Origin of the sequence: Kosakonia oryziphila (assembly GCF_900094795.1) — a bacterium.
GTDB lineage: Bacteria > Pseudomonadota > Gammaproteobacteria > Enterobacterales > Enterobacteriaceae > Kosakonia > Kosakonia oryziphila.
Genome location: NZ_FMBC01000076.1, coordinates 1 through 14,644 on the forward strand (window position 1 = coordinate 1; position 14,644 = coordinate 14,644).

The 14,644-nt window shown below is 55.8% G+C and carries 14 protein-coding genes, 1 pseudogene and 1 riboswitch; of the genes and pseudogenes, 12 read left to right on the plus strand and 3 right to left on the minus strand.

Translation table 11 applies throughout. The features are described 5' to 3' along the window. Positions 1-849, plus strand: an 849-nt coding sequence (locus tag GA0061070_RS23085) for an IS3 family transposase (protein ID WP_090138748.1), incomplete at its 5' end; no start/stop codon positions are given. Here GA0061070_RS23085 and GA0061070_RS26155 read toward each other — a convergent pair. Both GA0061070_RS26155 and GA0061070_RS23090 read right to left on the minus strand, forming a co-directional pair. Then, positions 846-1,163, minus strand: coding sequence for a RipA family octameric membrane protein (locus GA0061070_RS26155; protein WP_482183494.1), 318 nt, complete (start codon positions 1,161-1,163; stop codon positions 846-848). The two genes, GA0061070_RS23085 and GA0061070_RS26155, sit on opposite strands and share 4 nt — an antisense overlap. A gap of 216 nt (positions 1,164-1,379) precedes the next feature. Beyond that, complete coding sequence (locus GA0061070_RS23090) at positions 1,380-1,640, minus strand: hypothetical protein (RefSeq protein WP_090138751.1); 261 nt, start codon at positions 1,638-1,640, stop codon at positions 1,380-1,382. A gap of 189 nt (positions 1,641-1,829) precedes the next feature. Between GA0061070_RS23090 and GA0061070_RS23095 the strand changes: the two genes are divergently transcribed. Further along, entirely contained in the window at positions 1,830-2,282 is a 453-nt protein-coding gene (locus GA0061070_RS23095) for a GNAT family N-acetyltransferase (RefSeq protein WP_090138753.1), read from the plus strand. Positions 2,283-2,661: 379 nt separating this feature from the next. Continuing rightward, the gene (locus GA0061070_RS23100) at positions 2,662-3,120 is read left to right on the plus strand and encodes a hypothetical protein (protein WP_090138756.1); all 459 of its coding nucleotides are present in this window, start codon (positions 2,662-2,664) and stop codon (positions 3,118-3,120) included. Between the two features lie 102 nt (positions 3,121-3,222). Here the strand turns inward: GA0061070_RS23100 and GA0061070_RS23105 are convergent, their stop codons facing one another. After that, a complete protein-coding gene (locus GA0061070_RS23105) occupies positions 3,223-3,846 on the minus strand; it encodes a glutathione S-transferase family protein (RefSeq protein WP_090138758.1) in 624 nt (207 codons plus the stop codon). A gap of 222 nt (positions 3,847-4,068) precedes the next feature. Then, a riboswitch (guanidine-I (ykkC/yxkD leader) is annotated at positions 4,069-4,167 on the plus strand. A gap of 57 nt (positions 4,168-4,224) precedes the next feature. Here GA0061070_RS23105 and GA0061070_RS23110 point away from each other — a divergent pair. From GA0061070_RS23110 to GA0061070_RS23150, 9 genes and pseudogenes are all read left to right on the plus strand, one after another. After that, the gene (locus GA0061070_RS23110; protein WP_090138760.1) at positions 4,225-5,283 is read left to right on the plus strand and encodes a putative urea ABC transporter substrate-binding protein; all 1,059 of its coding nucleotides are present in this window, start codon (positions 4,225-4,227) and stop codon (positions 5,281-5,283) included. Positions 5,284-5,301: 18 nt separating this feature from the next. Next, a complete protein-coding gene (locus GA0061070_RS23115) occupies positions 5,302-6,117 on the plus strand; it encodes an ABC transporter permease (RefSeq protein ID WP_090138763.1) in 816 nt (271 codons plus the stop codon). After that, the gene (locus tag GA0061070_RS23120) at positions 6,114-6,890 is read left to right on the plus strand and encodes an ABC transporter ATP-binding protein (RefSeq protein WP_090138764.1); all 777 of its coding nucleotides are present in this window, start codon (positions 6,114-6,116) and stop codon (positions 6,888-6,890) included. The genes GA0061070_RS23115 and GA0061070_RS23120 overlap by 4 nt, the downstream gene beginning before the upstream one ends. A gap of 4 nt (positions 6,891-6,894) precedes the next feature. Then, entirely contained in the window at positions 6,895-7,611 is a 717-nt protein-coding gene (locus tag GA0061070_RS23125; RefSeq protein WP_090138767.1) for an urea amidolyase associated protein UAAP1, read from the plus strand. Positions 7,612-7,622: 11 nt separating this feature from the next. Next, positions 7,623-8,255 (plus strand): urea amidolyase associated protein UAAP2, encoded by a 633-nt coding sequence (locus GA0061070_RS23130; RefSeq protein ID WP_090138769.1) that lies wholly within the window; start codon positions 7,623-7,625, stop codon positions 8,253-8,255. 152 nt (positions 8,256-8,407) lie between these two features. Then, on the plus strand, positions 8,408-12,010 hold the full coding sequence (uca, locus tag GA0061070_RS23135) for an urea carboxylase (protein ID WP_090138771.1): 3,603 nt from the start codon (positions 8,408-8,410) through the stop codon (positions 12,008-12,010). After that, positions 12,007-13,806: an allophanate hydrolase gene (gene atzF, locus GA0061070_RS23140; protein WP_090138774.1), complete on the plus strand. Its 1,800-nt coding sequence runs from the start codon at positions 12,007-12,009 to the stop codon at positions 13,804-13,806. Before uca ends, atzF begins: the two co-directional genes overlap by 4 nt. 103 nt (positions 13,807-13,909) lie before the next feature. After that, positions 13,910-14,293, plus strand: coding sequence for a biofilm formation regulator BssR (locus tag GA0061070_RS23145; protein ID WP_090138776.1), 384 nt, complete (start codon positions 13,910-13,912; stop codon positions 14,291-14,293). A gap of 104 nt (positions 14,294-14,397) precedes the next feature. Continuing rightward, a pseudogene (locus tag GA0061070_RS23150) lies at positions 14,398-14,644 on the plus strand (IS4-like element ISEc60 family transposase); the annotation flags it as partial.

A 14,644-nucleotide genomic window follows, 5' to 3' on the forward strand; every position in this document is an offset into this window, starting at 1 on the left:
ACTCTGACGGTGCCTGAGAAGCGTGAGCTGGTGCGTTACGTTATGACGAAACATCAGGCCAGCGAGCGTCGCGGGTGCCGGCTCATCGGTATCAGCAGGAGCCTTTTACATTACTGTCCGGATACTTCGCGGGACAGGCCGGTGGTTGAGGCACTGCAAAGCCTGGCAAATCAGTACCCGGCATATGGCTTCGGCCTTATGTTCGACAAGTTGCGTCAGAGTGGCAAGTTGTGGAATGCGAAACGGGTTTACCGGGTATACCGATTGTTAAAGTTGAATCTGAAACGCAAGGGAAAAAAACGTCTCCCCAACAGGCACCCGCAGCCGCTGGTTATTCCACATAAAATGAATCACTGTTGGTCAGTTGATTTTATGAGTGATGCCCTGACAGATGGACGACGTTTCAGGTTGTTCAATGTGGTGGATGATTTTAATCGGGAAGCGCTGGCAGTCGAAGTGGATTTAAATATCCCTGCTCATCGTGTTGTGCGCATTCTGGAACGATTAAGCTCAGAGCGAGGCTACCCGGCTTTTATTCGAAGTGATAACGGGCCAGAACTCACCGCTACCGCTTTAGCCGAATGGGCGGAGCGCCATGGCGTGATACTGGATTTTATTCAGCCCGGCAAGCCGATGCAAAATGGGTTTATTGAACGATTTAACAAAACGCTGCGAACAGAAATACTCGATATGTATCTGTTCAGAACATTATCTGAAGTGCGCGCACTAACAGAAAACTGGCGCACAGAATATAACGAGGAACGCCCCCATAGCTCACTGGGTAATATTCCACCCGTTATCTATGCGAGGCAAAAACTGGCCGGAGATCCTCATTGGCGGTGGTACTAAAAACCGGAGGGACTACAAAAAGGATTATATTTTAATTTGTAGGTAATCATTATGAAGGCAATTCCTAAAACTGTAAGTTGCTGCCAGGTAGTTAATGAGGTTTGGGATATTGAAATGACAAAGATTAAAACCCATAAAAACACCAATATTAGATTGACTGTATCTTGTAGTTCAGATATTGAATATGGCTGAGGACGACGTGATATATGAGTTTTAAAAAGATGTCCGCAGAAGAATGGTTCAAGCATATCTAAATGGTATTCCCAGTTTTCTTGCCAGTACTTCCCACTTTGAGATATACCGCTACTAATCATTGAAACAAATCATTACCCTTAGGTTCAGGTAGATCAAACGCCGCAATAGCCCTTAAGATGGCTAACCGGTAACCACATCACAACGGCATTCAGACCAAACATATCAGAGCCCAGTAATCTTTTAGCCAAAATATAAGTCTCAACAGGCTCTGACATTTAGCCCCTCGTATACGCTGCGCTAAGGAGAATAAAAAGGCCACGCTTGCGACCTTTGCTTTATCGAGTTACGACGTAAATCAGTTCAAAAATCGTGGCGGGAATGCAGTAATCTTTGACGAACTCTTCAAGGGCGGCAGTGTTATCTTTGAAATGCTGCAACATCTTATCCACCGCCTGCGCTTCATTTTCGGCTTCGGTCTCAAAAGGCATTTTATGAAAACCTTCCGCTTTCAATTGCCGATGCTTTTCTGCAGACACTGTGTTTTTGTCATGGACATTCACTGTGATGTCATTGACGTAAAATTGCCATTTTTTCATCTCATTTCCTTGTGTATGACCGGGATGAGGTATTTATACCCGTTAGTGTTCACAATGGCTGTGAAAGGGACGACAATTTACGCGCCGCGCATTTTTAACATCGCGGTGGTATTGCCTGGACGTTAGCCACTTCTCTGGTGGATAAATTTCATGCCATGATGGGTTTTTCATCTGGTGAGGGCGGGGAAGATGGTACATGAGTGGCATAAAGACGGCTTTCTGATCACTACTGACGTAGAAAAACAGGATATTACGGAAATTCACTGCTATCTGACGCGGTCGACCTGGGCTGCGGGCATCGACAGAGAGACGGTGGCATTGTCAGTGCAAAACAGCCTCAATTTTGGCCTTTTCCATGACGGCGCGCAGATCGGTTTTGCCCGCCTGATTACCGATTACGCCACCTTTGCGTATCTCTGTGATGTGTATGTGCTGGAAGAATACCAGGGCCGGGATCTTGGGCGCTGGCTGATCGCCTGTTGGCATGCGCATCCACTGTTTGAGAAATTACGCCGCATTATGCTGTTTACCAGCACCGCGCCCTGGCTGTATGAAAAATTTGGCTATCAGCCAATCAATAGACCAAATTATGCCTGGTCGATTGCCCGACCGGATATTTATCAGAACCCGGCCAGTGAATAACGTTAATAAAGATGCCGCACTGTTGCGGCATTAAACCCCGTTTACAACCACTCTGTTGCATAATTTTGCGAGCATGCTTCCAACAATAGCAATCAGTTCAGAAAGTTAGCTATAATCTCTTGTCGCTTGTAATGACTCCCCTTATGGTTACACCGCGCCTGCAAAATCAGGCGTCGGGATTAGCCTCCTGAAGACCATACAGGCGACACGCAGTAGAAGTGTCGCGCGTCTGGCTGCATCACTATGGTGGGCCGGACGGGGGCGTCGCAAGACGCGCCGGTTTCTGTATGGCCGGTAAGGCTAACCCTGTCCGGTTCCGCCACCCGCGAGATTAGCCTCTCTGGGGGCGGATATATACCACATACAGAAGGCGATTCTTATGGCTACACCCTCAACCTTTCCACTTGCATTACTGACTGTCCCTTTTCATTACGCTACCGATTTCACCGAGCTTGCAGATAACTGCGAACGTTTTACCGAAGTGATAGTGGAGTGCGACGATCCGGCGCATAAAATGGCGCTCTGCGGGCGGCTCTCTGCCTGCCTCGGGCTACTGCAATCCACGTTGCAGGAACCTGTTCCCGACGCTATCAAAGCCAGTCTGACTGTTGATCATTTCCCTACGCGATCCCCGGTGTTTGAGGCCGAAAGCGATCAGTTGTGTCGCTACTGCCAGTTGCTAACGCAGTTATTGATGAGCGGCTTGCTGGCGAGTAGTCAGCAACGTGTCATGGGCGATTTGCTGTCTACGCTGGTCGGTTTCTTTGCCGATACGCTGAAAATGCCGCGCTGGCTGCGTACCGATGACGGGGTGGTGGCGCTCGACGTGTTTCTCTGAGTCAAACTGCCGGAGCCATTGAGCTCCGGCATATCATTCAGCATGGTCAGCGGATGGGGCAATGAAGTTGTTAGCAACTCGCAAAAGTGGCCTGCATACTGGCTACGCCATCCCATTATTACCATGGCGCAAAAACGCCGGGCGCTGGCTCAGCCGCGCAAACCACGTGTCGATAGCGGGCACCTGCGGATGTTCAAACGGCGTCATTTTCCATCGGTTCACCGACAGCCCCAGCACTATATCCGCCAGCGTAAAAGTATCGCCCGCAGCAAAGGCGTCGGTGCGTTGCAGTTGCTGCTCCAGAATGCCAATGCAGTGGTTCCACTCTTTGATACCCGCCTCAATGGCTTTTGGATCGTTAAAGGCCGGGTTTTTGCGCGCCAGCGCGGGGAATACATAGCGCCAGGCGTTGTTAAACTCGGTGGCCTGCCAGTCCATCCAGTGCTCCACCATGGCGCAGGCCTGCGGTTCGGCAGGCAGCAGATCGCGGCGGCCCGTTTTACGCGCCAGGTATCGGCAAATCGAGTTCGATTCCCACAGCACAAACTCATCATCCAGCAGGACGGGGACCATGGCGTTCGGGTTCAGGGTGCGGAATGCGTCGGTCTCGGTAGAGGTAAAACCGCTGCCGTAATCCTCCTGTAAATAATCCAGTCCCACTTCCTCACAGGTCCACAACACTTTACGCACATTGACCGAAGAGGTTTTACCAAGGATTTTGAGCATATTACGAATATCCGTCTGCGTGATTAATCGTTTAAAAACAATACACCAGCTAAACGCATTCCCGCCACTTGCGCCGCAGCACCAGCATGGTGCAGTGCCTTGTAGTGGCTCACCAAAACAGGGATAGCGTAACGCAACAAATCGCTAACGTTATGACGATAAAGCAAAAACAACCTGGCACAGCGCTTGCAAAAGCGAGATCGCAGTGCAACACACAATTTGAAAATAGCTGGCTAGGGTTCCGGTTCACTTTGGTGAATGACTGGTCCAAGAGCTGGCGACCTCTGCGAGGTTACACGGCGGGACAAAAACCCGGGAGACAGCAGCACCATTGGGTGTCGCGCAGCCCCCTAATTTTGTGCCAATCAGAGGTCAAGAATGAAAAAATCTCCATTGTTCCGCTCTCTCGTGTTGTCGCTGGCGATGCTGGTCAGTCTCCCCACCTTTGCCGCCGTGAAAAAAGAGTTCAATGTCTGCTGGACCATTTACGCCGGATGGATGCCGTGGGGCACCATCAGCAGTAGCAAAATCATTGATAAGTGGGCCAGTAAATACGGTATCAAGATCAATATCGTGCAACTGAACGACTATGTCGAATCCATCAACCAGTACACCGCTGGCCAGTTCGATGGCTGCACCATGACGAATATGGATGCGCTGACCATTCCGGCAGCGGGCGGTGTTGACAGTACGGCGCTGATCCTCGGCAGTTACTCCGAAGGCAACGATGGCATCGTGATGAAAGGCGAGGGTAAAACCCTCAAAGATTTGAAAGGGATGAAAGTCTACTTGCCAGAACTCTCCGTTTCCCACTATCTGCTGGTGCGCGGGCTGGAAAAAGCCGGGCTGGCGGAGAAAGACGTCACCGTGGTGAACACCTCCGATGCGGATATTGTCTCGGCATTTGGCACGCCAAACGTGCAGGCTACCGTCGCCTGGAACCCGCAGCTTTCCGTGATTAAAGCCACACCGAAAACCACCGAAGTCTTTAGCTCCTCGCAGGTGCCGGGCGAGTTGATCGATATGATGGTGGTCAACAGCGCTACCCTGAAAGATAACCCGGCGCTGGGCAAAGCGCTGACTGGCGCGTGGTACGAAATGATGGGGCTGATGAAGGCGCAGGACGCCACGGCACTTAATTCGATGGCCGCCGCTTCCGGCACCGATCTGGCCGGTTACCAGGCACAACTGAAAACCACCCACCTGTTCTATACCCCGGCGGACAACATTGCTTTTGTGACGTCAGCGGAGCTGGCGAAAACCATGCAGCGTGTTGCGTCATTCTCCTTTGAGAAAGGCCTGCTCGGCGATGGTGCGCAGAGCGCGGATTTTATCGGTATGACCTTCCCCGGCAATGTCACGCAGGGCGACGCGAATAACGTGAAACTGCGCTTTGACGACAGCTTCGTGAAGATGGCCGCTGCCGGCAAGCTGTGATAACTGACGGAGTTCGCCATGCGACAAATTAATCGCCATCCCACCCCTGGCATGCGGACGCTGCTGATCCTGCTGCCTTTTGTCCTGTTGCTGGCCACATATTTTATGGGCTCGGCAGTACGGCTGGAGGCCAACCCCCAGGACAAGCTGCTACCCGGCCTGCAACAGATGCTGGACGCACTTTCACGGATGGCGTTTACCCCGGATAAACGCAGCGGCGAATACCTGTTCTGGATGGACACACTGGTGAGCCTCGGCCGCTTGTTGATAGGCCTGGCTATCGCCTCGGTGATCGGTCTGTGCATTGGCATCACTTCCGGCGTTTTCCCACTATGGCGGGCCTCGTTGTCGCCGCTAATGACGGTGCTGTCGATGATCCCTCCGCTGGCGATTTTACCGGTGCTGTTTATCGTTTTCGGCCTCGATGAGCTGTCGAAAGTGATGCTGATTGTTATTGGCATCACGCCGATGCTGGCCCGCGATCTGGAGCAGCGCGCCTGCGAAATCCCGGCGGAGATACTGATCAAAGCGCAGACCCTTGGCGCCAATAGCTGGACGCTGGTTCTGCGGGTGGTGTTGCCGCAGTTGCTGTCACGCCTGCTGATGTCGCTGCGTCTGCTGCTGGGTTCGGCGTGGCTGTTTCTCATCTCGGCAGAGGCGATTTCCTCAACCGCCGGGCTGGGCTACCGCATTTTCCTTGTGCGTCGCTATATGGCAATGGACATCATCATCCCGTACGTCCTGTGGATCACATTGCTGGCGTGGCTGATGGATCTGGCGCTACGTCAGTTACACAAAACCTGTTTTCCCTGGGCGGAAGGAGGGAAGGCATGAGCTTTATCACTATCGACAATATCTGGCAGGAGTACGGCGACCACGTGGTGCTGGAGCGCCTGAACTTGCAGGTGAAAGAGGGGGAGTTTTGCTCAATGGTCGGCGCGTCCGGCTGTGGCAAATCAACTTTTCTGCGCCTGCTACTGGGCCAGGAAAGGCCGAGCCGGGGCGTTATCACGCTGGAGGGAAAACCGCTGAGCGCCGAACCGGATCGCAGCCGTGGCGTGGTGTTCCAGCGCTACTCAGTGTTCCCGCATCTCACGGTGCTGGATAACGTCACCATTGGCCTCGAACTGCCGCAATCCCCGTTCTTTGGACGTCTCTTTGGCGCGAAAAAACACGCGGCCCGCGAGCAGGCCAGAGAATTGCTGGAAAAAGTCGGTCTTGGCCACGCGCTGAAGAAATATCCGGCGCAGCTCTCCGGCGGTATGCAACAGCGTTTAGCCATCGCTCAGGCTTTTATTATGCAACCGCGCGTCCTGCTGCTGGATGAGCCATTTGGCGCGCTTGACCCCGGGATCCGTAAAGAGATGCATGCACTGCTGCTGCAACTGTGGAGTGAAACCCGCATGACGGTCTTTATGGTAACCCACGATCTTTCTGAAGGCTTCAACCTCGGCACCCGTCTGCTGGTGTTCGACAAGGTGCGTATTGATCCGCAGGCGCCCAATGCCTTCGGTGCACGCATCACCTATGACATCCCGCTCAACGAAACGCGGCTCTCCGCGATGAGCGGCGCGAAGCCCGATAACATCTACACATTAAGGAGATAATCCTGTGAACCCAACGTCTGTTCTTCGCGACGAGATCCTGCCTGGTGGCGGCCATCTCTCCTTTATTCTCAAACGCGGGCAGCTCCTGCGTATGACTGACATCGAAGGCGGCGCAAACGTCAGCCTGATGATGCTCAACGCCCATGAAAAAAGTGAGCGCCTGAACCTGCCGGATACCCTGAAAGGCCAGCACACCGCGCGCCTGACGGCCGGGCACTGTTTCTACTCGGATATGGGACGCGTGCTGGCGGGTATCACTGCCGATACCAGCGGCTGGCACGATCCCTTTGGCGGCGTGCTGAATGCGGCCGAAGTAGCGGAAAAGTACGGCCAGGGGCGCTACCAGGAACTGCGCAACGGCTTCTTCCGTAACGGTGCGGATAACCTGCTGGTGGAGATGGGCAAGTGGGATCTCAACCTCGAAGATCTGCTAATGGTGGTTAACTTCTTCAGCAAAGTGTCGGTCGATGACAACGGCCAGTTCACTTTCCACCGCGGCCATTCTCAACCGGGAAGCTATGTCGAACTATTTGCGCCGATGGATGTGCTGGTGGTGCTGACTGCGCTGCAACATCCGATGGACCCTTCCCGCGAGTATGCACCGCGTCCGGTACAACTGATCTGGCGGCAGGCCGACGATGAGCAGGCGATGATCAATACCCTGCTGACGCGCCCGGAAAACAGCCGCGCCTTCACCAATACCCAACTTTTCGCCCTGTAAGGAGCCGTACAATGACTGTTGCCAGCGAAAAACAAGCCCAGCATGCCGTTTTCCGCCATGTGATCCCGGCGGGTGAACCGTATCTGTTTGAAGTGAAAAAAGGCCAGACGCTGCGCCTGCTGGATCTGGAAGGAAACCAGGCCATTGATACGCTGTTTTACAATGCGCAGAACCCGCGCGAACGCTACGATCCCCAGCGCACGTTGCGTCGGCAGAACAACGCCTATCTCACCAGTGGCAGCGTGCTGTACTCCAACCTTGGCAACCCGCTGCTGACCATTGTCGCTGATACCTGCGGTCGCCACGACACCCTCGGTGGCGCCTGCGCGCAGGAGAGCAACACCGTGCGTTATGCGCTGGATAAACGGCACATGCACAGTTGCCGCGATAACTTCCTCTGCGCCTGCCTGCATGATGGCCGCCTGCAAAAGCGTGACATTGGCGCAAACATCAACTTCTTTATGAACGTGCCGGTAACACCACAGGGTGGGCTGACATTTGAAGATGGCATCTCCGCGCCGGGGAAATATGTCGAACTGCGCGCCGAGTGCGATGTCATTGTGCTGATCTCCAACTGCCCGCAACTCAACAACCCGTGCAATGGCTGGAACCCGACGCCTGCGGAGGTACTGGTATGGAACTGACGCCAAATTGCTGGCAGCGCCTGCGCCTGGCGCTTTACCACCTCTGTGCGGTACGCGCCGGACGCATCCTGCTGTAATCGCATTTTCCCCATGGACGACCATGCGGTGAGCCAATGTTCGGCGGGACGACCTGCCACGATTGAGTCTGACCTATGTTTACAAAACTCCTGATCGCTAACCGCGGGGCAATTGCCTGCCGTATCCTGCGCACCTTACGTGCTATGCAGATTGGTGGCGTTGCCGTCTATTCCGATGCCGATATAAGCAGTCTGCATATCCGCGAGGCCGACGAAGCGATTAGCCTCGGCGATGGCCCGGCAGCAGCTACCTATCTGGTGACAGAAAAAATCATTGCCGCTGCCACTGAGAGCGGGGCACAGGCTATTCATCCCGGCTATGGTTTCCTCTCTGAAAACGCGGCGTTTGCCGAAGCCTGTGAAGCGGCAGGCATTGCCTTTGTTGGCCCGACGCCCGCGCAACTGCGCGTATTCGGCCTGAAACATACCGCTCGCGCACTGGCGAAAAAACAGGGCGTACCAATGCTGGAAGGTACTGAACTGCTGGCGGATGTGGATGAAGCGCTGCGCGCCGCAGAAATCGTCGGCTACCCGGTGATGCTGAAAAGCACGGCAGGAGGCGGTGGCATTGGGATGCGCGTCTGCACGACGGCGGCCGAATTACATGACGCCTTTGACGCGGTCGTGCGGTTGGGGAAAAACAACTTCAGCGACGCGGGCGTATTTATTGAGAAATACATCGCCCGCGCCCGCCATCTGGAAGTGCAGATCTTCGGCGATGGCGCAGGCGAGGTGATTGCCCTTGGCGTGCGCGATTGTTCCGTGCAGCGTCGCAACCAGAAAGTGCTGGAAGAGACACCCGCGCCAAACCTGCCAGCGGGCATGGAAGCGGCGCTGTGCAGCGCCGCTATTACACTCGGCAAAGCGGTCAACTACCGCAGCGCGGGCACGGTGGAGTTTGTCTACGACAGTGAAGCCAAACGGTTTTACTTCCTTGAAGTGAACACCCGTTTGCAGGTGGAGCACGGCGTGACCGAGCAGGTGTGGGGCGTCGATCTGGTGGGTTGGATGATTGCGCTCGCCGCCGGGGAATTGCCACCACTGGCACAGCTTCGCGACAGCCTGACGCCCAACGGCCACGCGATTCAGGCGCGGGTTTATGCGGAAGATCCAGGCCGCCAGTTCCAGCCATCACCCGGTTTACTGACTGATGTGGCATTTCCGGCGAACGATCGCCGGACGTTGCGCATCGATAGCTGGGTAGAATCCGGCTGTGAAGTGCCGCCGTTCTTCGACCCGATGCTGGCGAAAATCATCGCCTGGCAGCCTACGCGTGAGGCTGCGGTGAATGCGCTGCACGACGCGCTGGGCGCAACCCGTTTATACGGTGTGGAGACCAACCGCACCTATTTACAGCAGATCTTAACCTTTGCTCCGTTCGCCTGTGGTGAACCCTGGACGCGCTGCCTTGAGGGGCTGACGTATCAGGCGCACACGCTGGAGGTGCTGAGCGCCGGGACGCAAACCACCGTGCAGGATCATCCCGGACGTGTAGGGTACTGGGCGGTGGGCGTGCCGCCATCCGGGCCGATGGACAGCCGCGCGCTGCGTCTCGGCAACCGTCTGCTGAGCAATGATGACAACGCGGCGGTGCTGGAGATCACCCTGAGCGGCCCGACGCTGAAATTTAACTGTGATGCGCAGGCGGTTGTCACCGGAGCGGATATTGCGCTGATGCTCGATGGTGAGCCGCTGGCGATGAACCGTATCTTCACGCTGCGGGCGGGGATGACGCTGCAAATCGGCGACATCAGCGGTGACGGTGTGCGCAGCTACCTCTGCCTGCGCGGGGGCTTCCAGGTACCGGAGTATCTGGGCAGCAAAAGCACCTTTACGCTGGGGCAGTTTGGCGGCCATGCCGGGCGCGCGCTGCGTACCGGCGATGTGCTGCATCTGGCACCGTTAACGGCATCGTGCGGCGAAACGGTGTTGCCGCAGGCGTTGCATACACAGCTTTCCCCGGTGCGTGAGCTGCGGGTGATTTATGGCCCGCACGGTGCGCCGGAGTATTTCACCCCGGCGTATATGGCGACCTTTTTGGCAACCGACTGGGAAGTGCATTTCAACTCCAGCCGCACTGGCGTACGCCTGATCGGCCCGAAACCAGAGTGGGTGCGCGACAGCGGCGGCGAAGCTGGCCTGCATCCTTCCAATATTCACGACAACCCGTATGCCATCGGCGCGGTGGATTTTACCGGCGACATGCCAGTGATTCTCGGCCCGGACGGCCCAAGCCTTGGCGGTTTTGTCTGTCCGGTGACCATTATTGATGCGGATCTACCGGCCATCGGCCAACTGAAGGCGGGCGATAAAGTGCGTTTTATCCCGGTTGATATCGCCACTGCGCGCCGTCTGGCGCAGGCACAGGAAGCGCAAATCGCCACCCTCGAGCCGAAGGTGGTGGCGTGGCAACCTGTGGCGCTGGCTTCGCCGATCGTTCTGAACTGCGGCGAGGCGGATAAGCGCCTGGTGGCGCGGCTTTCCGGCGATACGCATCTGTTGCTGGAGATCGGCGAGCCGGAGCTGGATCTGGTGCTGCGTTTTCGCGCCCACGCCTTAATGCAGGCGCTGGAAGCACTGGCGCTGCCGGGGGTTATCGATCTGACGCCAGGCATTCGCTCGCTGCAAATTCACTACCAGCCGGAAGCGCTGGGTCTGGCGCAACTGCTGGAGATGGTGGCCGGGTTATGGCAGGGCGTGTGTGAGCGCCAGGATCTGGATGTGCCGTCGCGCATTGTCTGGTTGCCGCTCTCGTGGGACGACCCGGCGTGCCAGAAAGCCATCGACAAGTATATGACCACCGTGCGCCGCGATGCGCCGTGGTGCCCGAGCAACCTGGAGTTTATCCGCCGCATTAACGATCTGGCGAATATTGATGAAGTTTACAAAACGGTATTTGACGCCAGCTATCTGGTGATGGGGCTGGGTGATGTCTACCTTGGCGCGCCAGTAGCGACACCGCTTGATCCGCGTCACCGGCTGGTCACTACCAAGTACAACCCGGCGCGCACCTGGACGGCGGAAAACTCGGTTGGCATTGGTGGCGCGTACCTTTGCGTGTATGGCATGGAAGGGCCGGGCGGCTACCAGTTTGTCGGGCGGACGCTGCAAATGTGGAATCGCTACCATACCGTGGCCGATTTTGCCGGTAAACCGTGGCTGCTGCGTTTCTTCGACCAAATCCGTTTTTATCCGGTTTCTGCCGATGAATTGTTAACTATTCGTCGCGACTTCCCGCTTGGGCGTTATCCGCTGCGCATTGAGCACACCACGCTGAAGCTGGCGGAATATCAGCAGTTTCTTGCCGATGAAGCGCAAAGTATTGAGGCTTTCCGTGCGCATCAACAGGGGGCTTTTGCCGCCGAACGCGATCGCTGGATTGCCAGCGGCCAGGCACATTTTGACAGCAGTGAAGCGCTGGCGGAAGAGGGCGAAGATGTGCCGTTACAGCCGGGGCAACAGGGCATCGACAGCCCGATCTCCGGTAATTTGTGGCAGGTGAATGTCACGCCGGGCAGCCAGGTTCGCACTGGCGATGTGCTGGTGGTGCTGGAGTCGATGAAGATGGAGATCCCGTTGCTTGCCGCCCATGACGGCGTAGTAAGCCAGGTGCGCGTGCAACCGGGCAGTTCGGTGCGCGCGGGTCAGTGTGTGGTGGTTCTGGAGAAAACAGTATGATGCAGCCATTTGATTTACGCCTTGATGTACTGGCGCAGGCTTACCGCGATGGCCATTTATCGCCGCGCGGCGTAATAGCGACGCTGCGGGAGCGGGCGCTGGCGCTGAACCCGGAATTCAACACCTTTATTTATCTGCTTAGCGCGGCGGAACTGGAGCCGTACCTGGCCGCGCTGGATAACGTGCCGCCTGAGTCGCTGCCGCTATATGGCGTGCCGTTCGCCATCAAAGACAATATCGATCTGGCAGGTATTCCCACCACCGCAGCCTGCCCGGCATTTGCCTATACCGCAGAACAGAATGCGACCATCGTCGCGCAACTGATTGCGTTGGGTGCGGTGCCGCTGGGGAAAACCAATCTCGATCAGTTTGCCACCGGGCTGAACGGCACGCGTTCACCGTATGGCGCCTGCCGTAACAGCGTACATGCTGATTATCCGGCGGGCGGTTCCAGTGCCGGATCGGCGCTGGCGGTGGCGCTGGGGCTGGCAAGCTTTGCGCTTGGCACGGATACCGCAGGCAGCGGGCGTGTTCCGGCGTCGCTCAATAATCTGGTTGGTCTGAAAGCAACCAAAGGGTTGATCTCCACGGCGGGTGTAGTGCCTGCCTGTCGCACGCTCGATTGCGTAACCTTTTTTACCGCAACCGCCGCTGAAGCCAGCCGCTTGCTGGCACTAACGGCAGTGAAAGACGCGCGAGATGCCTATAGCCGTGGTAACCCGGCGTGGAACAGTGCGCAGGCCTTTGGCGCGCCGCAGCCGGGTTTCCGTTTTGGCGTTCCGGCTACGCTGGAATTCCTCGGCTGTACAGAGAGTGAAGCACTGTTTTATGCAGCAAAAGCGCGTCTGGAGTCGCTTGGCGGTGTACCGGTGACGCTCGATTTCACCCCGTTCCTTGCCGCTGCGCGCCTGTTGTATGAAGGGCCGTGGGTGGCGGAGCGCTACCACGTCGTCGGGCCGCTGATTGAAAAACAGCCTGATGCGGTGCTGCCAGTGATCAAAGCGGTGTTGAGCAATGCGCCATCTACAGATGCGGTGGCGACGTTTGATGCGCAATACCGCTTACAGGCCTACAAAGCGCAGTGTGACGCGCTACTTACCGATTTGGACTGCGTGCTGACGCCGACTTATCCGCGCCCGGTAACGCTGGTGGAACTGGCCGATGAACCGGTAAAACGCAATGCCGATCTTGGCTATTACACCAATTTTATGAACCTGCTGGATTACGCCGCTGTTGCTGTGCCGAACGCTATAATGGCCAACAGCTTGCCTTCCGGCGTTACGCTGTTTGGCCGCGCGTTTACCGATCAGTATCTGTTGAGTCTTGCCGATGCGATGCAGCGCAACGCATCACTGGCCTTGCCCGGCGGGCGGAAAATGGCAGCTACCGTTTCGGCAAACGCCGCGAGCCATGATCGGCTGGCGCTGGTGGTATGTGGCGCACACCTGGACGGGCTGGCGCTTAATGGTCAGTTGCGTCAGCGGGGCGCGACTTTACTTCGCGCCACCCGTAGCGCGCCGCATTATCGGTTATATGCGCTGGCAGACGGTAAACGGCCAGGTATGGTGCGTGACGAGCAGCAGGGCGCGGCGATTGCCGTGGAAGTGTGGGAACTGCCGCACAGCGAAGTCGGCTCTTTCCTTGCCGCTATTCCGGTGCCGCTTGGGCTGGGTAAAGTGGAGCTGGAAGATGGCTGCTGGTTGAGTGGATTTATTTGTGAAAATTATGGTTTGCAAGGAGCACAGGAGATCACGTCTTACGGCGGATGGCGCGCCTGGCTGGCCTCCTCTTTGTAAAGGATTGTCAATATCGATTAATTATTGACCGCGTGCATGATTTTGTGCAAATAGCAGCCATACTATTATCTTGACCCAATGGCTGACAGGGGAGGAAATATGTATGAACGTTGATGAACTTGTTCGTCGTCTGTTGACGAAGTTGACTGCTGTCAGAACGGACCTTGCGGCCTACACCCGGATGAGGAAGGTAAAAGGTTATATGTCGGTCAGCGAAAACGATCGTCTGCGTGAACGTCTGTTTGCTCTGGCTCTTGAGATTCGTAATGAAGGGGAACGGCTAAACAAAATGCCGGATCGCGAATCGCGGGGGGCGTTGTACCGCGCCGAAGAGGCCCTTTCTTCAGCGGCGGTTTGCCTGATGAGCGGGCGACAGGATTGCCCAACATATATCTCTGTGAATGCCGACAAACTCGAACGTTCATTAAAAGTGCTTGATCATGCCATTCTCTACCTTAACGAGCATTCATCGCTCGAAGAGGCTTAAGCTCAAGGGGGAGGAAACTCCTGAGGAATCCCCAGAAAAATGGGACAGGCATAGTGTGATGTGATCTAATTGATTGTGCTAACAATTTCAAGGAAATCACCACTATGCCTGCGCGTTCATTATGCCGAAAATTTCTTAAGAATATACTGAAGCCCCTGCATCTTTACCGTCAAAAAGCACTGATTGACGCAACCAGTGCTGTAATAAATGGCGCATCCCTTACGCTTACCAGTATCGGACGTCATTTGACTGGAACTGCATCGGTTAAAAACAAAATAAAGCGGGTGGATCGACTGCTGGGGAACCCCCATCTGCAAAATGAGGTTTCCACCATTTTTCATCGGGTTACGC